The sequence below is a fragment of the Adhaeribacter radiodurans genome (assembly GCF_014075995.1).
GTDB lineage: Bacteria > Bacteroidota > Bacteroidia > Cytophagales > Hymenobacteraceae > Adhaeribacter > Adhaeribacter radiodurans.
This window is the reverse complement of sequence record NZ_CP055153.1, coordinates 6330828-6354544: the sequence shown is the minus strand read 5'-3', so window position 1 is coordinate 6354544 and position 23717 is coordinate 6330828. Positions and strand designations below refer to the sequence as shown.

General features: G+C 37.9%; 18 protein-coding genes. 3 read left to right on the top strand and 15 right to left on the bottom strand.

Annotation, left to right across the window (positions count from 1 at the left end):
* Positions 1-14 precede the first annotated feature (14 nt).
* Positions 15-803, top strand: a complete 789-nt coding sequence (locus HUW48_RS25060) for a DUF4249 domain-containing protein (RefSeq protein WP_182413531.1) — start codon at positions 15-17, stop codon at positions 801-803.
* Between the two features lie 76 nt (positions 804-879).
* On the opposite strand, the gene HUW48_RS25055 is transcribed toward HUW48_RS25060, so the two are convergent.
* The 7 genes from HUW48_RS25055 to ileS form a co-directional block, all read right to left on the bottom strand.
* Positions 880-1392, bottom strand: a complete 513-nt coding sequence (locus tag HUW48_RS25055; RefSeq protein ID WP_182413530.1) for a fasciclin domain-containing protein — start codon at positions 1390-1392, stop codon at positions 880-882.
* Positions 1393-1574: 182 nt separating this feature from the next.
* Entirely contained in the window at positions 1575-2198 is a 624-nt protein-coding gene (locus HUW48_RS25050; protein WP_182413529.1) for a rhomboid family intramembrane serine protease, read from the bottom strand.
* 52 nt (positions 2199-2250) lie between these two features.
* Positions 2251-3222, bottom strand: coding sequence for a polyprenyl synthetase family protein (locus tag HUW48_RS25045; protein ID WP_182416520.1), 972 nt, complete (start codon positions 3220-3222; stop codon positions 2251-2253).
* A gap of 42 nt (positions 3223-3264) precedes the next feature.
* Positions 3265-5607, bottom strand: a complete 2343-nt coding sequence (rnr, locus tag HUW48_RS25040; RefSeq protein ID WP_182413528.1) for a ribonuclease R — start codon at positions 5605-5607, stop codon at positions 3265-3267.
* A gap of 161 nt (positions 5608-5768) precedes the next feature.
* Positions 5769-7583, bottom strand: coding sequence for an ABC transporter ATP-binding protein (locus HUW48_RS25035; RefSeq protein WP_182413527.1), 1815 nt, complete (start codon positions 7581-7583; stop codon positions 5769-5771).
* Between the two features lie 317 nt (positions 7584-7900).
* Positions 7901-8572 (bottom strand): lipoprotein signal peptidase, encoded by a 672-nt coding sequence (locus HUW48_RS25030; protein ID WP_182413526.1) that lies wholly within the window; start codon positions 8570-8572, stop codon positions 7901-7903.
* A gap of 119 nt (positions 8573-8691) precedes the next feature.
* Positions 8692-12093: an isoleucine--tRNA ligase gene (gene ileS / locus HUW48_RS25025; RefSeq protein ID WP_182413525.1), complete on the bottom strand. Its 3402-nt coding sequence runs from the start codon at positions 12091-12093 to the stop codon at positions 8692-8694.
* A gap of 664 nt (positions 12094-12757) precedes the next feature.
* Between ileS and HUW48_RS25020 the strand changes: the two genes are divergently transcribed.
* Positions 12758-13408 carry a hypothetical protein gene (locus HUW48_RS25020; protein ID WP_182413524.1) on the top strand — a complete coding sequence of 217 codons (651 nt, stop codon included), beginning with the start codon at positions 12758-12760 and terminating at the stop codon, positions 13406-13408.
* Positions 13409-13531: 123 nt separating this feature from the next.
* Here HUW48_RS25020 and HUW48_RS25015 read toward each other — a convergent pair whose 3' ends face one another.
* Positions 13532-15034 (bottom strand): glycine--tRNA ligase, encoded by a 1503-nt coding sequence (locus HUW48_RS25015; protein WP_182413523.1) that lies wholly within the window; start codon positions 15032-15034, stop codon positions 13532-13534.
* 234 nt (positions 15035-15268) lie between these two features.
* Here HUW48_RS25015 and HUW48_RS25010 point away from each other — a divergent pair, with 234 nt between their 5' ends.
* Complete coding sequence (locus HUW48_RS25010) at positions 15269-16675, top strand: inorganic phosphate transporter (protein WP_182413522.1); 1407 nt, start codon at positions 15269-15271, stop codon at positions 16673-16675.
* Positions 16676-16755: 80 nt separating this feature from the next.
* Here HUW48_RS25010 and HUW48_RS25005 read toward each other — a convergent pair whose 3' ends face one another.
* From HUW48_RS25005 to HUW48_RS24975, 7 genes are all read right to left on the bottom strand, one after another.
* Positions 16756-17223, bottom strand: coding sequence for a hypothetical protein (locus HUW48_RS25005; RefSeq protein ID WP_182413521.1), 468 nt, complete (start codon positions 17221-17223; stop codon positions 16756-16758).
* A gap of 64 nt (positions 17224-17287) precedes the next feature.
* Positions 17288-17782, bottom strand: a complete 495-nt coding sequence (locus tag HUW48_RS25000; protein ID WP_182413520.1) for a DUF4385 domain-containing protein — start codon at positions 17780-17782, stop codon at positions 17288-17290.
* A 511-nt stretch (positions 17783-18293) separates the two neighbouring features.
* The gene (locus HUW48_RS24995; protein WP_182413519.1) at positions 18294-19883 is read right to left on the bottom strand and encodes an Ig-like domain-containing protein; all 1590 of its coding nucleotides are present in this window, start codon (positions 19881-19883) and stop codon (positions 18294-18296) included.
* Positions 19884-20049: 166 nt separating this feature from the next.
* Positions 20050-20943 (bottom strand): class I SAM-dependent methyltransferase, encoded by an 894-nt coding sequence (locus tag HUW48_RS24990; protein WP_182413518.1) that lies wholly within the window; start codon positions 20941-20943, stop codon positions 20050-20052.
* Positions 20944-22809 (bottom strand): tRNA uridine-5-carboxymethylaminomethyl(34) synthesis enzyme MnmG, encoded by a 1866-nt coding sequence (mnmG, locus tag HUW48_RS24985; RefSeq protein WP_182413517.1) that lies wholly within the window; start codon positions 22807-22809, stop codon positions 20944-20946. It lies immediately after the preceding gene.
* Between the two features lie 61 nt (positions 22810-22870).
* Positions 22871-23305 carry an rRNA maturation RNase YbeY gene (ybeY, locus tag HUW48_RS24980; protein WP_182413516.1) on the bottom strand — a complete coding sequence of 145 codons (435 nt, stop codon included), beginning with the start codon at positions 23303-23305 and terminating at the stop codon, positions 22871-22873.
* On the bottom strand, positions 23298-23705 hold the full coding sequence (locus HUW48_RS24975) for an ATP-binding protein (protein WP_182413515.1): 408 nt from the start codon (positions 23703-23705) through the stop codon (positions 23298-23300). The genes ybeY and HUW48_RS24975 overlap by 8 nt, the downstream gene beginning before the upstream one ends.
* Positions 23706-23717: the final 12 nt, after the last annotated feature.

Sequence of the window (23717 nt, the reverse complement as noted above, 5' to 3'; positions counted from 1 at the left end):
AAAAGAATTTTACTATGAAAAATATAACTCTATTCCTTAGTTTATTCATGCTTGCCCTTACCGGTTGCGAGCAGGTAATTGATTACGAACTCGACGAAGACACCGAGAAAATAGTAATTGAAGGCTTAGTTACCAACCAGCTTGGGCCTTATACCGTGCGGGTATCTAAAACCTTAGGTTATCTGCAAAACGGTCAAACTCCTGGTATTAGCAATGCCGAAGTAACTATCTCCGATGATAAAGGTAATTCTGAAGTACTGCAAGCAAAAGAAAATGGCATTTACCAAACGAAAGATTTAATTGGCACTATCGGTAATATCTATTTCCTGAAGGTAAAAGTAAATGGCCAGGAATATACCAGTCAATCGTACTTGAAACCAGTTACCACCCTAGATTCGGTTACTTATAAATTTAAAGAAAAGAACGCCGAAACCGACGAAGGTTATTACGCTACTATTTATTTTCAGGAACCGAAAGGCAAAGGCGATTATTACCGTTTTAACATTTGGGTAAACGAAGAGCAGGAAGACGATATAGTAGCAATTGACGACGAAGTATACGATGGCAACTACGGCGACCCGGAAATTGATATTGCCCTACAAAAAGGCGACAAACTCCGGGTAGAAATGCTTTCGCTGGATAGGCCCGGTTACGATTTTCTGCGGGTATTAGGTACCATGCAATATTACACCGGCGGTCCGTTTGATGCGCCACCTGCTAATGCACCCAGCAACATTAGCAACGGAGCTATTGGTTATTTTGGCGCCTCAGCAGCTACCGTAATAAATTCTACTGTAGAATAAATAGTAAACAGGTAATACATAAAAAGCGCCAACTAAGTGGTTAGCTGGCACTTTTTATGTATTATGTGTTTACTATTTATTCTAAGTTATTAGGGTGCAGAATATCACTGATAGTATAAATAATTCCGTTCTTGGCTATTTCATTATCACGACTAACAACTGGTATGCTATCCACTAAAACTTCTCTTTTTTTCCTAAAAATAGTAAGACTATCCCCAGCTAAGGTGAGTAACTTTATACCATCTTTTAGATCTGCTAACTTATACCTGCCAGGCACAATATGGTGCAACAAAATGGCTCTAAGCTTTTGCGCATTTTCGTACTGCAACTCTTGTAGAGCCTCTTCGGTAGGGGCAAAAAAAGTATAAAGGTTGTTCTCGGATAAAGGAGTTAAAACACCCGATTGAAAAGTTAATTCTAGTAAAATAGGGCGCTCGCTGGATAGTGCTATAACATCAGCTATGGTAATGCTGGTTTGGTTACTTACGAGTAAAGATTTACTATTTAACAAGGGTTGGGCCAAAATATAGCTTCCTCCGCTGTAAAGCAGAAGCAAGTAAATAGCCAACGAGCAAACCCAATGTTTCATGACGGTATCCTTAAAGGAAATGCACGAACTCTTATAGTATGCTATACGTGGAGTTGAAAGAATTAGGAGGTAAAAAAGGATAAAATCTACCCCTTTTATAAAAAATTTTTAAAATTAATTCCAAAAACTAGGATAAGAATGAAAAAATTTAATTTTACTGGCTTTTCACATAAATGGTAAGCCTAAAAAATTCGCCAGCCACTAATCTGATCAATAAAGTTTTGACCAGCTCCTTGCACTAATAAAAAACTAACTACAAAACCGAAAACAGCTCCGTAAAAATGGGCACTGTGGTTAATAGCTCCACCCATCCTTTGGGCTTCGTAGTACGAATAAATAAGGTAAATCACGCCAAAAATAAAGCCTGGCATACAGATAAAAGCGAAGAGGCAGATAAGATTAATCGGATTAAATAAAATGCTGGAAAAAATAATAGCCGATACGGCTCCGGAAGCTCCTAGTGCGCGATAATTATAATCCTTTTTATGCTTAATGTAAGTTGGTACATCGGCAACTATCATTCCGCCCAGGTAAATAAGCAAATAAATAGCAATCCCCATCTCATAACCGAAATTAGACATAAATACCCGCTCTACTACTCCACCAAAGAAATACAACGATAGCATATTAAAGAACAGGTGCATCCAGTCGGCGTGCAGAAAACCCGAAGTAATAAACCGGTACCAATGATTTTTTTTATTAACACTAAACGGATGAAATACCCATTTATCTAATAAATCCTGGTGCGACCAGGCGTAAATAGAAATTCCGGAAGTAAGAATAATAAGAATCAGAGTAATACTCATGTTTTTATTAGATTAGTAAGTCTTAAATAGTAAATGATAAATGGTAGATGCTTCAGCTTTCGCGGGCCATTAAATCTAACGCCAGGTTTTCTAATAATTCTTTCCGTTCGTTAGGTGCATGTACCGCATGCAGACTTTGTATGGCTTCTTCAAAGTAAAAATTTATTTTTTCCTGAGTTTGTGCTTTTACCTGAAGTTGGTCGTAGATAGCCGTTACTTCAGCAATTTTCTGTTCAGGTAAGTACACTGTCTGGCTTTTAAATTTTAAAAGTACCTCTTTTTGCGCCGGAGTAGCTTGTTCCAAAGCGGTTAACAACAAAAATGTTTTCTTATCCGCTAGTATATCGCCTCCTACTTGTTTGCCAAATTTTTCGCTATCGCCATAAACATCCAGCAAATCATCGCGCAGCTGAAAAGCAATACCAATGTTAATTCCGAAGTTTTTCAACAGCAAAGCATCATTTTCCGAAGCATTGTTTAAAATAGCACCCAACTCTAAACTAAACCCCAGAAGAACAGCCGTTTTTAAGGTAATCATATGCAGGTAATCGGAAATGCGTACTTGTTGGCTGCTTTCATAATTCATGTCAAACTGCTGCCCTTCGCAAACCTGAGCTGCCGTATGGCTAAATAAAGTAAGTACCTTTCGTAATTTACTTGTTTCCACCCCCAGAAAAAACTCGTAAGCCCGTACCAGCATTACATCGCCACTTAAAATAGCAATGTTTTGGTTCCATTTTTCGTGTACGGTTGGTTTTCCCCGCCGGAGCGGAGCCTTATCCATAATGTCGTCGTGCAGGAGCGAAAAATTGTGGAAAACTTCGGTGCCCACCGCAGGCAAAAGTACGTGATCTAACTCATCGGCAAATAAATGCGCAGCCAACAAAGTAAGCAGCGGACGGATTCGTTTTCCGCCCAGTTGCATAATATACCGGATTGGTTCGTATAATTCAGGCGGGTTATCCCCAAAAGAAAGAGTGGATATCGTCTGATTAATTCTCTTTGAAAAATCGGCGATATCCACCGGCAACTGTTGCTGTAATGGCTGACTCAAGGTAATTACTTTTTAATCGTCGAAGCCGTAGTAATCCTTAATAGTACGACCTTTCGTTTCAAAATTACTAGAAGTTTCTAAATTACTAGCGGCCTCTTTTTTATTAGAAGCTTCTTTAGAAGTATCTGTCTTTTTACTACGACTTTTTATTTTTTCTTCGCTCCGTTGTTCCTTTGCTAAAAGCAGGTCGATGGTGCGATCGTTCAAATTTACACCTTTTACTTCTACCATTACTTCATCGCCAAAAGAAATTATACGTTTGCTGCGCCGCCCGATAATTCTGTAATTCTGAGCATCTAATTCGTAGAAGTCATCTTCCATATCACTTAAACGTACCATTCCCTCACATCTGGTTTCCTGAACTTCCACGTATAAGCCCCATTCTGTTACCCCGGAAACAATACCTTTAAATTGCTGCCCAACGGTATCCTGCATAAACTCTACCTGCTTGTACTTAACCGAAGCACGTTCCGCATCGGCAGCCCGCTTCTCCATTTCAGAAGAATACTTACACTTTTCTTCGTAATCTTCTTTATTTTCTGACTTTCCACTATTTAAATAATGGAATATCAGTCGGTGCGCCATCATGTCCGGGTACCGCCGAATAGGCGAGGTAAAATGAGAATAATGACTAAACCCTAAACCAAAGTGGCCTAATGGTTCCGTAGTATATTTAGCCTTAGCCATAGTACGAATAGCCAAGTTCTGTAGTACGTTTTGTTCTGGTTTACCTTCGGTTTGCACTGCCAGTTTATTTAACTCTTCCGAAACTTTATCAATGTTATCCACCGTAAGATTATACCCAAACCGCTTGGCAAACATCGAAAAGTTAGTAAGTTTATCCGGATCAGGAGCATCGTGGGTACGGTAAACCATTGTATTCCGTACTTTAGTTTTCTTCATATTAAACACAAACTCCGCTACCTTACGGTTAGCCAAAAGCATAAATTCTTCAATAAGCTTATGTGCATCTTTCCGTTCTTTAATAAATACAGAAACCGGCTTGCCTTGCTCATCCAGCTTAAACTTAACTTCGGCCGTTTCAAAACTAATAGCGCCATTTTTAAATCGTTTATCTTTTAATTCGTGCGCAATTTTGTTTAAAGTAAGTATTTCCGGGGCGAAATCGCCTTCGCCGGTTTCAATGCGCTCCTGGGCTTCTTCGTAGGTAAAGCGTCGGTCAGAATAAATAATGGTTTTACCAATCCATTGATCGTAAAGTTTGCCCGTTTCATCGAGCTCAAACACCGCGGAAAAAGTTAGTTTTTCTTCGTGCGGCCGTAACGAACACAAGCCGTTCGATAGTTTTTCAGGCAGCATGGGTATGGTGCGGTCTACTAAGTAAACCGAAGTGGCCCGGTGATATGCCTCCTGTTCTAATTGCGATTTTAACTCAATGTAATGCGTAACATCGGCAATATGCACCCCAATTTCCCAATGTCCGTTTTCTAATTGCTGAATAGATAAAGCATCGTCAAAATCCTTTGCATCGAGCGGGTCAATGGTAAACGTAGTAACATTCCGGAAATCACGTCGGTTGGCAATTTCTTCTTCTGGAATAGTAACCGGAATAGCTTCAGCTTCTTTTTCCACATTTTCGGGAAACTCAAACGGCAAACCAAACTCCGCCATAATGGAGTTAATTTCCGCTTCATTTTCGCCAGCCTGACCAAACACCCGCACTATTTTACCAATTGGGCTTTTATTGCTGGATGTAGGCCACTCAGTAATTTTTACTAATACTTTATCGCCGTTATTAGCATCTTTTAGGTCATTTTCACCTACAAAAACATCAAAATACAGCTTTTTAAAATCGGGAACTATAAAAGCAAAACCTTTAGAAAGCTCCACTCTTCCCACAATTTCTTCTTTGGCGCGTTCTATAACTTCAACCACTTCCCCTTCCGGGCGGTCACCATTACCCGAAGAATAAATTCTAACTTTTACGCGGTCGCCCCCCATGGCAAATTTTAACTTTTCACTAAATACCCGCACATCTTCTTCGGTTTCGTCAGAAACTATGTACGCATATTTAGGATTTGCTAAATCTACAACCCCAGTTATATAACTAGAAGTGGCGTTTAAAATATAGTTGCTACCTTCCAGTAAGGTTAATTTGCCTTCTTTACGAAGTTGTTTTAAATATTCGTTAATTAAATCCCGGCCTTCTTTGTCGCTTACGCCCAGACGCCGGGATAATTGTTTATAGCCAAAGGCTTTATCCGGATTACCGGAAAATATTTTAAATAATCTGGACTTAGTTACTGCCAAATCTTGTCGCCGTACACGGCCATTCTCAGCTTTTTCAGTCCGGTTATTACCACGACTAGAAGTTGATTTTTCTTTATTTCGCATGAATTTGTTTCAAATAAGAATCAAAGCCAAATTAATAATACTTGTACACTTACTTACTAATAAGCAGTTAAGTAGTTTACTAAAATTCAGCTTGTTTTAACAATTTTAAATAATTTGTACCTTAAAGTCCAAAGTTATACTACTGGAACCTCAGGTTTGTTTTAAAGCTGAGCTTTACCAGCTTTCTGGAGAGCACGTTTTTGTTGCGCCGCTACAATATCTTTTATATCGCCTGTTGGAATTGCCTGAATAAGCGTGCGGGTATACTCGTGCTGGGGATTACTATAAATTTGTTCAGCAGGTCCACTTTCTACTATCTTCCCCTGGCTCATCACAAATATCCTATCTGCCATAAAACGAGCCACAGCTAAGTCGTGCGTGATAAACAGGTAAGTAATCCCAAAATCTTCCTTTAACTTGTTTAATAAGTTAAGTACCTGAGCCTGTACCGAAACATCTAAAGCAGAAACAGATTCGTCGCAGATAATGCATTGCGGTTGTAAAGCGAGGGCCCGGGCAATGGAAATACGCTGACGCTGCCCACCGGAAAATTCGTGTGGATAACGGGAGAAGTGCTCCGCGCTTAAGTTCACAGTATGAAGCAGTTCTAATACGCGTTCTTTTCTTTCTGCTTCTGTATTATAAACATTATGTACGCGCATAGGTTCCAAAATGGCTTCTCCAATTGTATGCATCGGATTTAAAGAAGCATAAGGATCCTGAAATATCATTTGTAGTTTTTTACGTTCCTGGCGCAACTCCTTACCGGTTAAGCTGGCAATATTTACTTTATTGAAAATTATTTTGCCATTAGTAGGTTTAATCATTTTTAAAATTGCTCTCCCTAAGGTAGTTTTTCCGCAACCTGACTCCCCCACCAGAGCTACTGTTTCTCCCGGGTAAATTTCAAAACTAACTCCATCTACTGCTTTGATAACCTCTTGCGAACGGGAAAACAAAGGTTTCCGAACTGGAAAATATACTTCTACATTTTCAGCTATTAGCAAGGGAGTATTTATTAATTTTTCGTTTTTAGATGCTTCTATTAATTCCTGATTTACAATTTTAGTAGAATTATCCACAAGACTAATTGGCTTTTCAATAATAGTTCCACTCGGTTCTACTTGCATGAAATCGGCTACCGTAGGCAACCATTTTTTACCGAATGATAAAGCCGGCCGGCAAGCCAGTAAGCCCTTTGTATAAGCATGCTGCGGATTGCTAAAAACTTGCAGTATTGGCCCTTGTTCTACTATTCTACCTTTATACATTACTAAAACGCGATCAGCAATCTCCGCTACAACTCCTAAATCATGCGTTATAAACAAAATAGAAGTCTGGTGTTGAACCCGTAAATCGTTTAGTAATTTTAACACCTGATTCTGTACCGTTACATCTAAGGCGGTAGTTGGTTCATCGGCAATAAGTACAGCTGGATTACAAGCCATAGCCATTGCAATCATAACGCGTTGCTTTTGCCCACCGGATATTTCGTGTGGATAAGCATTTAAGATTTTATTTGAGCGAGGAAGTTTAACTAATTCAAAAAGCTCTAAGGTTCTTTCAGTTGCCTGTTTCTTAGATAAACCTTTATGTAGCTCCAGCACTTCTCGTACCTGAAAACCGCAGGTATAAACCGGGTTTAAAGAAGTCATGGGTTCTTGAAAAATCATTGATATTTCGTTACCCCTGATTTTCTGTATTTGCTTTTCAGGTAGTTCCAATAAATTTACTGTTCCAAACTGCCGCGACTGGTATATAATTTCTCCGGCACTTATTTTACCTGTTGGAGTGTTGATAAGTCGTAGAATAGATAAGGCAGTAACAGATTTGCCAGACCCAGATTCCCCAACAATGGCAATTGTTTCACCTGGAAATAACTGAAACGAAACATCATCCACTGCTTTAACACTACCCCGATGTGAGTTAAAATTGGTTTGTAGATGGTTGATTTGTAATAAGGGAGTTTCTGGCATTGAAGCGCGTAAATTCTGTTGTTGCAAAAAGCTAGGTTCCGGATTTAATTAAAACTTAATCTATATTACTCTTACTATTATGAATAGTTTAAATAGTATTTCCAAACTAACATTTTAAACTGGTATCAATCATTATACAGATAATACTAAATCTGAAAGGTAAAATAGTAAATTCGTTTAAGATAACGATTGAAATTCTTTTGATTAGGTTATTGAGGTGCCATCCTACAACTATTAAGTAGAACATAAATTACTGTAAAAGCAAAGAAGCCATACTATGAAGTATGGCTTCTTTGCTTTATAAATATTTGAATCTGTTAAGCTTCTAATTTAGCACTAGTTGTTTCTGGTTGATTATCAGAGGGGCTTTCTTCCAGGTTTTCTGAATTAATAGATACAGATGTTCTATCGGGCAAGCTAGAAAAAAAGCGTTTCTGATTAAATAAAATTATAAGTACCCCAATAAAAATAGCCGAATCCGCTACGTTAAAAATTGGCCACAACGACATAGCCGTTCCACCTAATCCTGGAACCCAATACGGAATAATTCCTTCCCATATATCCAAGTAAAACATATCCACTACCTGACCATGAAACCAAGGGGAAGGAGAGCCAAACGGAGCATTATCAAACCAAATCCCGTAAAAAATACTGTCAATCAGATTACCAATGGCACCACCTAAAATTAAGGCCACGCACCAGATAAAACCCGGATGCGCCCGATGTTTCCATAGATAGTATAAGCCATAGCCAATAAACACCATGGCTACCATCCGGAATAAACTTAAAATTAATTTACCGTAGCTTGAACCCAACTCTACTCCAAAAGCCATTCCTGGATTTAAAGTATAGTGAAGTTTCGCCCAATCGCCAATTAAGTGAATTTCACCGGGTAATCCCATTTCCATATTAAAGTGGACCACGAACTTTACCACCTGGTCGATGAGAATAACCAATAAACTAAGCAGGTAATATTTATAATATTTCATTTACTAAATTTTACTAAAAGCGACTGGGAACTATATAAACAGATATAATTACTAAACTTAAACAATTTTACCCATACATAATTCCCATCACAGCTAATTATCAAAAAATTACCTAGTTTTTAAACTACTTCTAACTTAGCCGTAAGGGTATATTCGTCAATTTCTAAGGCGGTTCCGCCTGCAATTATTTCGAGTAATTGCACATCGGTAGCCTGGGTTTCTTCGCTGATATACTTCTCAAACGCTTGCACGGCTGCATTCACTTCGGCATTATTATTTTGTAACGAAATCCGGATCCGATCCTGTACATCCAGGCCGCTATCTTTCCGTAAATTTTGTATCCGGTTTACTAAATCGCGGGCAATACCTTCTTGCTTTAACTCTTCTGTTAAGGTAATATCTAAAGCCACTGTTAATTTACCTTCAGAAGCTACGAGCCAACCAGGAATGTCTTCCGAAGAAATTTCCACATCTTCGGGTGTTATAGTTACAGGATCGTTGCCCAATTTAATTTCAAAACCATTTTCTTTTTCCAGTTTACTAATGTCTTCCTGGTTCATTTTCTGGATAGCCGCGGCTACTTCTTTTAACCGGGGACCAAAAACCTGACCTAATTTTTTAAAATTCGGCTTAATTTTCTTTACCAAAATACCGGAAGTATCATCAATGTATTCAATGACTTTCACGTTAACTTCCGAGAGAATCAAATCAGCTACAGCTTGTATTTGCTGCCTGGTTTTTTCGTTAAGTACCGGAATTAAAATACGCGATAATGGCTGCCGAACTTTAATAGTTTCTTTTTTCCGGAGTGAGTGCACCAGCGACGATACGGTTTGCGCCAACTGCATGCGTTCTTCTAAGCCAGCATCAATCGCTGATTCAGATACCTGTGGATAATCGGCTAAATGCACCGACTCCACCGGATTTTTACCAGAAACCTTGTTTAAATCTAAGAACAACTGATCCATGTAGAAAGGCGCTACTGGGGCGGCCAATAAAGCTACTTTTTCGAGGCAAGTATAAAGCGTTTGGTAAGCGGCAATTTTATCTTCGTTGTATTCCCCTTTCCAGAAACGCTTGCGGTTTAGGCGCACGTACCAGTTACTTAAATCATCGCTCACAAAATCCTGGATGGCGCGGGTAGCTTTAGTAGGGTCGTAATCGGCGTATGCCGCATCCACTATGGCCACTAAAGAATTTAACTTCGAGATTATCCACCGGTCGCTTTCGGTACGGTTTTCTAAAGGTACATCCGCTTCGGCGTAAGAAAAGTTATCCAGGTTGGCATATAAGGCAAAGAAAGAATATGTATTCTGGAGTGTCCCAAAGAAACGGCGTTGTACTTCCACAATGCCATCGGTATTAAATTTTAAATTATCCCAAGGTGGCGCATTCGAAATCATGTACCAACGAGTCGCATCCGGACCGTAGGTGTTAATGGTGGCGAACGGATCAACGGCATTGCCTAAGCGCTTGCTCATTTTATTGCCGTTTTTATCGAGTACCAAACCATTGGCCATTACATTTTTAAATGCTACGCTGTCTTCCAGCATTACCGCTATGGCGTGTAGGGTAAAGAACCAACCACGGGTTTGGTCTACGCCTTCTGCAATAAAATCAGCCGGGAAGTTTTGCTTAAAGGTTTCTTGGTTCTCGAAAGGGTAATGCCATTGGGCATACGGCATAGCCCCGGAATCAAACCAAACATCAATTAAGTCGGGCTCGCGGCGCATGGGCTTACCTGATTTACTAGCCAGCACTATGTTATCCACATACGGCCGGTGCAGATCCATTTCTGAAATCACAGTTTGTTCCATTACTCCAGCTACAACTGCTTTATCCACCTCGGCTTGTAACTCTGCCACGGAGCCAATGCAGATTTCTTCATCGCCTTCTTCGGTACGCCAGATGGGTAAAGGTGTACCCCAATAACGCGAGCGCGACAAATTCCAATCAACCAGGTTTTCGAGCCAATTACCAAAACGACCTGATCCGGTAGATTCTGGTTTCCAGTTGATGGTTTTGTTTAACTCTACTAACCGATCTTTTACCGCCGTAGTTTTAATAAACCAGGCATCCAGTGGATAATATAAAACCGGTTTATCTGTTCGCCAGGAATGTGGATAGGTGTGCTCGTATTTTTCAACCTTAAAGGCTTTATTTTCTTCTTTCAGGATGATGGAGATAATAACATCCGTGGTTTTAAAATCCGGATGGCTTTCATCTTCGTTGGTGTAATTTTTTACGTAAAAGTCATCAATACCAAGTACTTTGTGGGTTTTGATCTTGTACTTTTCAACACCTTCCAGCAACTTTACCCCAATTTCGTCGATGAATTTTCCGCGTCTATCCACGGTAGGCAACTCATTACCTAGTTCATCTTTTATAGTTAATGCCGGAATACCTTGCTGTTTAGCAATCCTAAAGTCATCGGCACCAAAAGTGGGTGAGGTATGCACCACGCCGGTACCGTCGGAAGTGGTAACAAAGTCGGCGGCAACTACCTGAAAAGCTTTATCGGTATCGTAGAATGGTTGCAGGTAAGGCATTAATTGTTCATACCGAATGCCCACTAATTGCTTACCCGTAAATTCCTGCACAATCTCAAAAGGAATAGCTTTATCGCCGGGCTTGTAATCCGAAATTTTTAAATTTTTATTTTTTTCGGAGAAGTACTTTCCTAGCAGTTCTTTGGCAAGAACCACACTTACCGGTTTATGCGTATAGGCATTAAAAGTATTTACCTGCACATAAGTTATTTTATCACCAATAGCTAAAGCGGTGTTGGAGGGTAAGGTCCAGGGGGTAGTAGTCCAGGCCAGTATATAGACATCACCTTTAGGTTCCGTGAAAAGAAATTCCGATTTAGAATCTTTTATTACTTTAAACTGGGCTACAATGGAGGTATCTTTTACTTCTTTATAGCAGCCTGGCTGATTAAGTTCGTGCGAACTTAGCCCAGTACCATCAGATGGCGAATACGGTTGAATGGTATAGCCTTTATACAAAAAGCCTTTTTGGTACAGCTTTTTCAGAAGCGCCCAGATAGATTCAATGTAATCGTTTTCAAAGGTGATATACGGATTATCCAGATCGACCCAATAACCCATTTTCTGGGTAAGATCGTCCCATTGGCTCTTGTAGCGCATCACAGTTTCGCGGCAACGGGTATTATAATCCTCGATGGAAATTTTCTTACCAATATCTTCTTTAGTAATGCCCAATTCTTTTTCTACCTGAAGCTCGATAGGCAAACCATGCGTATCCCAGCCACCTTTACGGTTAACCTGAAATCCTTTTAAAGTTTTGTATCGGCAAAAAATATCTTTTACAGCCCGGGCCATGACGTGGTGAATACCGGGGGCACCATTGGCAGAAGGTGGTCCTTCATAGAAAACAAAGGGCGTTTTACCTGCCCGCGTCTCTACCGATTTTTCAAATATCTTGTTTTGATTCCACCGGGTTAGCACTTCTTCGGCTAATTTGGCGTAATCCAGGTTCTTGTACTCGCTATACTTCACTGCTATATTAAACTTTAAATCTACTTCTGTTTTGGTTCTAAAATGTTAGATCGATTTTTTTTACTTTGATTAAAAAATCATTCTGCTCTACTCGTGGGTAATTCTTCATTTTCTCTATGGCTGATTAAAGGCAGTAGAATCAAATTAGTTTTGTAAAGCTATAAAGGCCAGAATAAAAACAGGATGTAATCCGGACATTTTTCGTTTTTAGCTTTACGCTGACAAAAATAAGAAAGCCAAACAACAAAACCGAAGATGTGCAAATTATACTGATAATAAGTGTAGTAAAACCAACTTAATCTGTATAAATAAGCTTTACCTACATAATCTAAAAAATATAACCTGCAATTAACTCGAACATTCCCCAATAAACCTGATCTAATTGGAAGAACTTTAATCAGTTGATAATTCTTGCTTATAAATAATAAAGAAACATGTAAGGAATTACTGCTGAAGATATTATTATCTGGAATATCACCTGAGTTAACATATTTTTTCAACAATAAGTAGCTATTACCCAGCTCACTTTTAGGAGACTTTTTTAATTTTTTTGTAGTCAGACAAATAAAATTAAGCTACTCTTCCGTTTCACTTATGCATTTTGCTTCTCTTGGGCATCCAGAAACTGTTACTTTTGCACCCACTTATTAATTTACTTACAACTATGAAATCAAAATCTTTTTCTGGCTTACTAATAAATCTATGTTTTTTGGTAATAGCTCTAGCTTTTAGCAGTTGCTCTACTTCTCAACCTTACTTTTTCGCAAAAGGTACCGGTTCTTTCAACGATCCTTATAAAACCAATCAACCGAAGAATAATACGATAACGGCACATGGTACCCCTGATATACCAAACACCGATTTAAGTGCCCAGTTGAAAAATGAAGTAACTATTGCTGCGGAAACAAACAAGGAAAAAGAAATTACGCAAAAAGTAGTTATACCGAAGTTTACCCCTAAAGAATTAAAAAAATTAAAAAAACGCTTAGAAGCCGTGCTAGATACTACTAAAAAGCGGGAACGGGTTACTATTAAAACCAACGAGAAGAAAGTAGATGAACTGCGCAACGAGGTAGAAGGCCTTAAAAATTCGGTAAGAACTGAAAAAGACGGCGACAAAGTAGTAGTTTCTTTTGACAAGCCGCAAACAAACTTATCCACCGAAGCTAAAGTTCTTATTATTGTGGGAGCTGCTTTATTGTTAATAGCTTTACTTTCTTTGCCAATTATCGGGCCCGTATTGGGTGTGGTGCTGGGTATTGCAGTAGTTGCTGCCGCCTTGGCTTTAATCTTAGGAATTGTGGAAATTGGTTGATATTAAAGTCCGTTTAAAGAATCTTTATTGTTGATTGTGTTTCTCTTCAAAACAAAAAACCAAACCGTAAAGGCTTGGTTTTTTGTTTTATATGAATAAAATAAAATTTAGTTCGGTGCTGTTTTACAGTTTTTCAAAAATACGTTTTAAACTTACTGCCTCACCAATGTAATTTTTTAATTCACTGATTGGCATCCGTTTTTGTTCCCGCGAATTCCGGTCCCTAACGGTAACTGTATCATTTTCTAAAGTTTCATAATCCACGGCAATGCAAAATGGCGTACCTATTAAATCCTGTCGGGTGTAGCGTTTACCAATAGCATCCCGCTCTTCGTAGATTATATTAAAATCAAACTTCAAGTCATCGAATATTTGCAGCGCTTTTTCAGGTAAACCGTCTTTGCGAACCAACGGGAAAATAGCAGCTTTTACCGGAGCTAAAACAGGATGTAATTTTAAAAAAGTTCTGGTTTTAACGCTATCGCCTTCCGTTACTTCTTCTTCGGTATAGGCATTGCACAAAGTCATTAAGAATAAGCGATCGGCACCAGCCGAAGTTTCAATCACATAAGGCACGTAATTTCCGTAAGGCTTGCCTTCCGCATTCAGATCATTATCAAAATACTGTTGCTTTTTCTTAGACAAGGCTTGGTGTTGCGATAAATCAAAATCAGTGCGGGAATGAATGCCTTCTACTTCTTTAAAACCAAACGGGAATTCATACTCCACATCTACTGCAGCATTCGCGTAGTGCGCTAACTTTTCGTGGTCGTGGAAACGTAACTTTTCGGCGGGTGTGCCTAATGCTTGGTGCCATTTAATTCGTACTGCTTTCCAATACTCGTACCATTCCATCTCGGTACCAGGCCGAATAAAGAATTGCATTTCCATTTGCTCAAATTCCCGCATTCTAAAAGTGAACTGGCGGGCTACAATCTCATTCCGGAAAGCTTTACCAATTTGCGCAATCCCGAACGGAATTTTCATGCGGCCGGTTTTTTGCACATTTAAGAAATTTACAAAAATACCTTGCGCTGTTTCGGGCCGCAGGTAAATAGTAGTAGATTCATCGGCTACCGATCCGGTTTGCGTCGAAAACATTAAATTAAATTGGCGTACTTCGGTCCAGTTGGCAGTTCCGGAAACGGGGCACGTGATTTTCTCCGCTATAATTAGTTGTTGTACGCCGCTCAAATCTTCGGCTTCAAGCAGGCGAGCCATCTGTTGTACCAGTTCTTTTGCTTTTTCCGGCTGTCCTTCTTTTTCGTACTGCGCTGCCCGGTCTTCTATCAACACATCGGCCCGGTAACGCTTCTTCGAATCTTTGTTATCGATCATAGGATCGTTGAAAGAATCTACGTGGCCCGAGGCTTTCCAGGTATCCGGGTGCATAAAAATGGCAGCATCAATGCCCACTACATTTTGATTGAGTTGGGTCATGCACTTCCACCAAACATTTTTAATATTGTTTTTTAATTCTACCCCATTTTGTCCGTAATCGTAAACGGCTTGTAGCCCATCGTAAATCTCGCTGCTCGGAAAAACAAAGCCGTATTCTTTGGCGTGCGAAATAATATCTTTTAATTGTGTGCTTTCTAAAGAAGATTTTTCTGATTGTGTTGCCATAACCGCAAATATAGAAATTTAGAACGGAGCCAAATGTAGATAAACCAAAGAAAAATTATAGGAATTGAATGAATCTTATTTATATGCGTCGTTTTAGTTTAAATATTTTAAAATTTGTGATGGAATATTTGTAAAGTTCGTACTTACTTAGCTTGATTTAACAATTCCTTAACAATAGCCGCGGCAAATTACTTTAATTTTGCGGACAATTTTATCCAACCTCAACCAACCTGTATGTTCGGATTAGAAACTCACCTTCTGCTCCTCCTTTTTCTTTGTTTGCTAGCGGCTTGCGCTTTTGAATTCGTTAATGGTTTTCATGATACTGCCAACGCCGTTGCAACTGTTATTTATACCAATACGCTCCGGCCCTGGGTAGCTGTAGTCTGGTCCGCTTTCTGGAACTTTATTGGGGTATTTGCCGGCGGCATTGGCGTAGCTATGGGAATTGTTTACTTGCTACCCGTAGAAGCGCTCATTGACCAGAATGTTTATCATGGTATTGCAATGATTGGAGCTTTACTTTTAAGCGCTATCCTCTGGAATTTAGGAACCTGGTATTATGGTTTACCATCATCTAGCTCACATACCTTAATTGGTTCTATTTTGGGCGTAGGCGTAGCTTTTTCCTTGTTACCCGATAATTCCTCCGGTGCTGCAGTAAACTGGGATGAAGCCGTAAAAACAGGTGCGTCCCTGATTGTATCCCCATTTTTAGGCTTTACTTTAACAGTCTTTTTAATGTTTATTTTAAAACGGTTCGTTAAAAACAAAGCTATTTTCCGGCAGCCGCATAAGCGGAAACCACCACCCCTTTGGATCCGATTAATTTTGATTTTAACTTGTACTCTGGTATCTTTTTTCCACGGGTCCAACGATGGGCAAAAAGGCGTAGGTTTAGTAATGTTAATATTAATTGGAATTGTTCCTTCTTTCTTTGCCCTTGATAACAGCAAAAACCCGTTAGTGATGCAAGCTTCGCTGGCGCAGGTAGAACAAACGATTAACCGAATAGATACCGCAGTTCTATCGAAAGTAGATACGGAGGTAGTAGCTGAAATGAAAGATGAGGCTATTGATTTGCATCGTCTTTTTGCATCAGTTAAAACAATCAATGATTTACCTAAGAAAAGCCGTTTTTTAATTCGCCGGGATATTTTATTATTGGCGAAAGGTTCAGAAAAGATATTGACCAGCCCTGGAATTGCCCTTAGCCAAACCGACCGCAATATTTTAAAAGAAAATATCAGTACCCTTAGGTCCTTTACTGATTATGCGCCAGATTGGGTAATTTTAATGATTGCCATGTCGTTAGGTTGCGGAACCATGATTGGCTGGAAACGAATTGTTAAAACAATTGGCGAAAAGATCGGCAAAGAACATTTAACCTATGCCCAGGGAGCTTCGGCTGAATTAATGGCTGCGAGTGTTATTGGCTTTTCCACATTCATTTTTAAACTACCGGTAAGTACTACCCATATTCTTTCATCAGGTATTGCAGGTAGTATGGTGGCTAATAAAGGTATTCGGAACCTTAATCCGGGCACCATCCGCAATATTGCTTTGGCTTGGGTATTAACCTTACCCGTATCTATGTTTTTGGCTGGAACACTTTTTCTAATATTCCGCTGGGCTATTTAATGTTAATTCATATAAGCATAAAAAAAGCCGTTATGTGGATAACGGCTTTTTTTATGCTTAATGCTTTTTTATATTGATTATTATACCTGATTTTCTGATGGCCACTGTACCTCTAAATCATCATTTATAAACACTCCAAAATTAATGGCGATTAATCTATCGTTTTCAAAGTACAAGTCCAGCATTTCTTGTTCAAAAGACCATCTAACTTCACCAGTTTCAAGTTTTTCGGTTTCGTAATTAGTTAAACCTTTTTGCTGCAGCAATTCTTCTATTTCTTTAGTAGATTTTTGAAATACGTTTGTGTTAAATAGCCGTACATCTTCATTTTCGGTCTGAATGCAACTTAATCGATAATCATCTTCGCGGTCGAAGAAAAAAGAATATCCTTTCTCCCAGTAGTTAAAAGCTTTATGTTCAAACTCATCATCTTCGTCTGATTCTTCAATTTCTTCCGGCTCACCCATTATATCTTTCACCTGGTCCATGGTAAAGCCAAAGTAAATGTTACTTATTCCATTACCCAATTCTATTTCATTTTCTTTCATAATTCCGTTATTAGTAGGTTTATTTAGCAAATATATTATGTGAAATTTTTATTAATACTTAATCTTATAAACCATATTTCTGTTTATGTTCAGCCATAAGAGTTAGATATTTCTCATTGTTTTTGGCCAGCATCCACTTTTCTTTAAATATTTCTGCAGAAGCAGCTTTTACACTATCCTGTTCTATAGGTAACAAATATTTCTGCCGGGCAATTTTCTCTGACTCTTTATCCACTTCATTCTGGGGATTTTGCTTAAACTTCCGACCGGATTTATGGTTAGCATATCGCCTGGATCGCGTAAATCCCATTTGTAAAAATTTTCGAGCCATATCTGCGCCTACAAACTCATTCCTTTCTAAGTAATCCAAAAACAGAGAATAAATTTTTTCTGAAGATTGCAGTGCTATGTCAGGAGTTTTGAAGCGCCAGTAAGGAAGGATTTCAGATTTATACGGCTCTATTAACAATACACCTTGCTCACCTTTTCCAACCCGATACAATTCCGGATTCTTCCGAAAATCAGTTGTTTTAAAAGCTATGGTATAATCAAAAGCCATATAATAATTTTTGTTTTCTCTTACGAGAAATTTTTAAATGAAGCTATATTTTAAAACTTTTCCCTTTTTCCACATTTTTAATTAACTAATATTAAAATTAAAATTCTTTCTTAAATATTTAAATCTTCGTTGTTATACCTGTTAATAAGTGGATAAAAATATTTATTCTACTTTTTACACAGCTTTGCTCTTTATTCCACTTGCCATAGCTAGTTATTAACTAATATTTTTAAAATAATTTATTGATTATCAATTATAATATTATTGTTTCCACATTTCCACTTTCTTTTACTAACTAAAAGTTTGTACTTTTTAACAAGTGAATAAGGTAAATTTAAGTACCGACTTAATAGTGTATTTTCCACTTTCTAAGTTTTAATTCTTGGCTCAAGCCTGATCCAGAATTTTAAGAGTAGATTAATCACATGTTGCTAATATCTTTTCCACAAGTTATAAGTTAATAAAAAAGGCCAGATGTATATCTGGCCTTCTCCGTTTTTAGTAATAATTACTAAAACTCTATTGGTACATCTTGCGACCAATTTACTCGTACCTCAATTGGTTTCAAATAATTGAATACCTTTTCTGGTATTGTTTTTAGATCTTTGTTACCTCCACGCCATTCGCCATTTTCATCCTCATCAATCTTTACGCGAATACGATAAGTATTTGGTTGTAGTTCTTCTATCAACAGATTTTTGGGTGAATCGTAAGTTTTAACAACTTTATAATCTTTATCTAATAGCTCCAAAAAATACTTTTTATAAGAAGTTTTAATTTTTAAATCTATACTACCACCTTGATCTTTATCGGTGATCGTGAGTTTTGTTGCTTGGTTTTTAAATCTATCCCCTGAAATAGGTAATATTACTGTAGTATCAGCTAGTATCTCGACCGTATTTTTTGCTTTTGTATTTAAGTTGAAGCTTATAATATTACGGCTGTCATTCAATTTAATATCCTGAGGATAGTTTAAAGGTCGTTTAGCAGCAGCCGAGTCTTCAACTAATGTAAGCAGCGGCCCTTCTTTTAGTTGCAAGGGAGCATCAAATTTAAATTGTATTGTTTCATTGGGTTTTACTTTTGTGCTAGGATTAATTACCTGAAAAGATAAATTGCGTTTTGCCTTTTTTCCGGTAAAAGCTAAATCAACGGTATCTATTTTTGCATTATCAGCTGAGTCTAGAGCCGTAATAAAATACTTACCTTTTATTTGATTAGTACTTGGAAATAGCCTCACCGTTTTAGTGTTTTCACTTATAAGCGTAGCAACATCATTTGGATTACCACCAGTAATTTTTACAGAGGTAATTCCTTCGTTGTAATTAAGGTGGTATTCGTCTAAGTAAGGTTGTTTAGATGTTATATAAGGAGCCTTGGTATCTATCCGAATGATTTGTAAGTCTTGAGCAGGCGTTTGTGCCGTTATTTCTATTGGGTTAGCTAAATACCCAATTTTCTCTTTTTCGTCATTATAAATATTATCGTTGTTTTTATCCTGATGGGCATAGAGCAAATACGTAGCATACTTTATATTCTGTAATAAATAGCTACCATCTTCTCCGGTCTTGGTTAAATAATATGGCTTGGCATTGCGGATGGTGGCGGTATCATTAGCTGCATATAAAATTACATTGATATCTTTAGCCGGCTCGCCAGTTAATATATCAGTTACAATTCCTTGTACCCTACCTGAATCTAAGAAAGCTCCGGTACTAAAGGTTAAGCTCAAGTTCTTAGGTTTATTACCTTCTGTAATATCTTCTATACCTTCTCTAAAATTTAAAAAGTAAGTAGTATTCTGTTCAAAATCCTTTTCAAAACTTAATTTAACTTCTTCCCTGTCTACTTGGGTGTTTATAGTATTTTCAGCGTTTGGAGAAATAATAAGTTGTCGGTTAAAGTCTTTTGTGCGCACCTCTTCGTTAAATTTTAAGATAATGGTTTTACCTTTTACGTTAAGTGCTTGATTGGCCGGGGTACTACTTATTAACTCCGGACTTTTAATGTCCTTCTCCCCTCCTTCCGGCGGGCTTATGCTGGCACAACTTGTTAGAAATAATAAAAAGAATGATGGTAAAATTTTTTTTAATGTATGCATTCTTTGAGTTCTTGCTTGATCAGCAACAGAAATGATGTAGTTGGATTAGTTTATTATTAATAGAATCTTTTTATATCTTGTATGTGGATAATTTACTAATGGTTACTACTTATTAAATTTATAAGTTATTAATAGTAAATGCTTTATTATAGAATAAATAATGCTATTAGTTCTTTTTACCCACATATATTAAACTGGAATAATCGTTAGCATTTTTACTGGCATAATTATTCGATTTAAAACCATTTAAGACAGATTTTATGTATTCATTATTTCCAGTAAGATATTTTTCGCTTAGCATACTTACATAATAAGCATCAAATTTCATCGGAATTATTTCTAAAAGTTCAAGCTTGTGCTTTTTAAAAAAACGCTTCATTGTAGCTTGATTAAAATGGTATAAATGTCGGGGAACATCGTAGGCAGCCCAGTTCTCTTTATAAACCTGGGCGTCATGAGAGTCAGCATTAGGAACTGCTACAATAATGTTGCCGCCAATCTTTGTTAATTGAGTAAGCTTTTTAAAAGTTTCGTTTAAAGTGTGGATATGTTCGAGTACGTGCCATAAAGTTATAACTTGAAAACTTTCGTTTTCTATGTGTTCTAAGGCACTTACATCTGCTGCTAATGTTTGCTGTAATAATCCTTCCGCTTGCGTGCGAGCTACACTGCTGGGTTCATAACCTTGTACTGACCACCCGTCTTTCTTACTAGCCTCCAGGAAATTTCCGGTGCCGCAGCCATAGTCAAGTAAGGTATATTTAGGAGCGAACCGATTTATTAAATCAACCTTTTGCTTTATCGTATAAGTTCGAACTAACTTATAAGCCTTATTGGTAATACCAGTAGCCTTATTCGTATGAGAAATATATTCTGCTGATTGATAATATTTCCCTATACTATTTTCATCCGGTCGGGGGTTAGTAAATTTAAAGCCACAATTTTCGCATTGTACAATAACAAAGCTTTCTTTCGAAACAGAGTTATCTTTTACAATTAAGAAATTTTTTAAAAGGTCTTTGTTGCAAATGGGGCAACGATTTAATCGTTCGTAATTCATTTATTTGCCTAAATACACCATTAATACCGAAATGTCTGCTGGCGAAACACCACTAATGCGTGAAGCCTGACCTATTGTTTCAGGATTTATTTTGAGTAGTTTTTCACGGGCTTCTTTCGATAGAGCGGGCATATTCTTGTAATCCAATCTTTCTTTGATTATGTAATTTTCCAACTCTTCTATTCTGTTAGCCATTACATTTTCCTTATCAATGTAACTAGCATATTTAACAGCGATTGATGCTTGTTCTATGCTTTCGGGTAAGTATTTGTTTAAATAAGTACCTACTGCTGGCAAAGCTGCTGCAATGTGGCGTATATCTACGTTGGGCCGTTTAATTAAATTACCAGCTTTTACTTTTTCCGAAATTGGCGCTGAATTTAGATCCTGTAGAATAGCATTAATCTCGCTTGGTTCAATTGATTTATTATTTAAGTAATCTATAATATCCTTTGTTTCAGAAATTTTCCGATTTACTTTAACTAAGCGCTGTTCGTCTGCTAACCCTAAATCGTACCCTTTTTTAGTTAATCGGATATCGGCATTGTCCTGGCGTAATAAGATGCGATGTTCCGCACGCGAAGTAAACATTCGGTACGGTTCTTCAGTACCTTTATTTACTAAATCATCAATTAATACACCTATATATGCTTCTGAACGCTTTAAGATAAAGTGTTCTTTTTCATGGATTTTATTGTGCGCATTTATACCAGCCATTAATCCTTGACAAGCCGCTTCTTCGTAACCAGTAGTACCATTAATCTGGCCGGCAAAATATAAGTTCTCTATTAACTTTGTTTCTAAAGTTAGCTTCAATTGAGTTGGTGGAAAATAGTCGTATTCTATTGCATAACCGGGGCGGAACATTTTAGCATTTTCAAACCCGGCTATCGAGCGTAAAGCTTTAAACTGAACGTCTTCGGGTAAAGAACTCGAAAAACCATTTACGTAAATTTCCACGGTACTCCATCCTTCCGGCTCTACGAAAATCTGATGACGGTCTTTATCCGCAAACCGATTTATTTTATCTTCAATCGAAGGGCAATAGCGGGGGCCTAAACCTTGTATCCTTCCCTGAAACATGGGTGATTTTTCAAAGCCAGTTTTTAGGATTTCATGGGTTTTAGTACTGGTGTAAGTTATATAACAACTACGTTGGTCTTGCAATGGCTTAGTATCCGTATAGGAAAATTTAGACGGGTTTTCGTCTCCTTTTTGTTCTTCCATTCTGGAGTAATCCAACGATCTTCCATCGACTCTAGGCGGCGTACCTGTTTTCATTCTTCCCGCTTCAAAGCCGAGATTAATTAATTGTTCTGTTATTCCGGTAGCTGCCCTTTCTGCTGCCCTTCCTCCACCAAATTGTTTTTCTCCAATGTGGATGATACCATTTAAGAAGGTCCCATTTGTTAGTATTACAGCATTTGATTTAAATTCAATTCCTAAAGCTGTCTGTATTCCTGCAACTCTGCCATTATTTACTAATATAGCTGAGGCCATTTCTTGCCAGAAATCGATGTTAGCTGTTTGTTCTAAGTTTAAACGCCATTCTTCAGCGAAGCGCATGCGGTCACTTTGTGCACGGGGGCTCCACATGGCTGGTCCTTTCGATAAATTTAGCATCCGGAATTGGATCATAGTTTTATCTGTAACAATTCCGCTTTGGCCACCTAAGGCGTCAATTTCTCTAACTATTTGACCTTTTGCTACTCCACCCATTGCCGGATTACATGACATTTGTGCAATAGTGTTCATGTTCATAGTTACTAACAAAACTTTCGAACCCATACGGGCGGCAGCCGCAGCAGCTTCGCATCCTGCGTGACCGGCTCCTACTACAATTACATCGTAATTTTCGGTGTACATTATTGTATTTACTTAAATGTGTTTCACGTGAAACACTCAATCTTCCTTAATAAATTCCGTTCTAACTAAAATCCCGTAAAGATAAGTAGTCGTTTTCTTTTTGACGCATTATGGCTTTACTGCTTTCATCTTTATCGTCGTACCCAATTAAATGCAAAACACCGTGTATGATTACACGGTGTAGTTCATCTTGAAATGGTATGTTTAATTGAGAAGCATTTTCTTTTACCCGATCAATGCTTATAAATATGTCGCTCTCTATTGTGTCTTCCTCATCCGAATTATCAAAAGTTATTATATCGGTATAAGTATCGTGGTTAAGATAAGTCTGGTTTATGTTATACAGGTATTCGTCTGAACAAAAGATATAAGTTATGTTATCTATTATAAGTTGATGTTCTGCAATAACTTGAGCAATCCAGTTTTTTACTTTATCCACATCCTTTAAAGTAAATTCTACTTCTTCGGATATAAATTCTATGGGTATATCAGGCATTATTAATGTAAAATGTCAATTGAACATTACGTCCATCGTTTGTAAATTTAACTTCATCGCATAAATGGCGCATTAAGAAAATTCCTCTGCCACCTGGGTTTTCTAGATTCTCGGGGGCAGTAGGATCCGTTAAAGCATCAGCGTCAAAACCGTTTCCTTCGTCTTGTACTTCAAACCTCAACAAATCCGGCTCTACAAAAAGAGAAAGGTATACGTTTTTATCTTTATCAAACTTATTACCATGGCGAATAGCGTTATTTACAGACTCCGTAACGGCTACCATTATATTGCCGTAAATGTCATCTTCAATATGGAATTTTTCTTTCGAGTTGTCTATAAAACTTTCTACAACGCGAATGTTTTCAATGAGAGAAGGAATCTGAATTTTAATTTGATTCATAATAGTTATTTG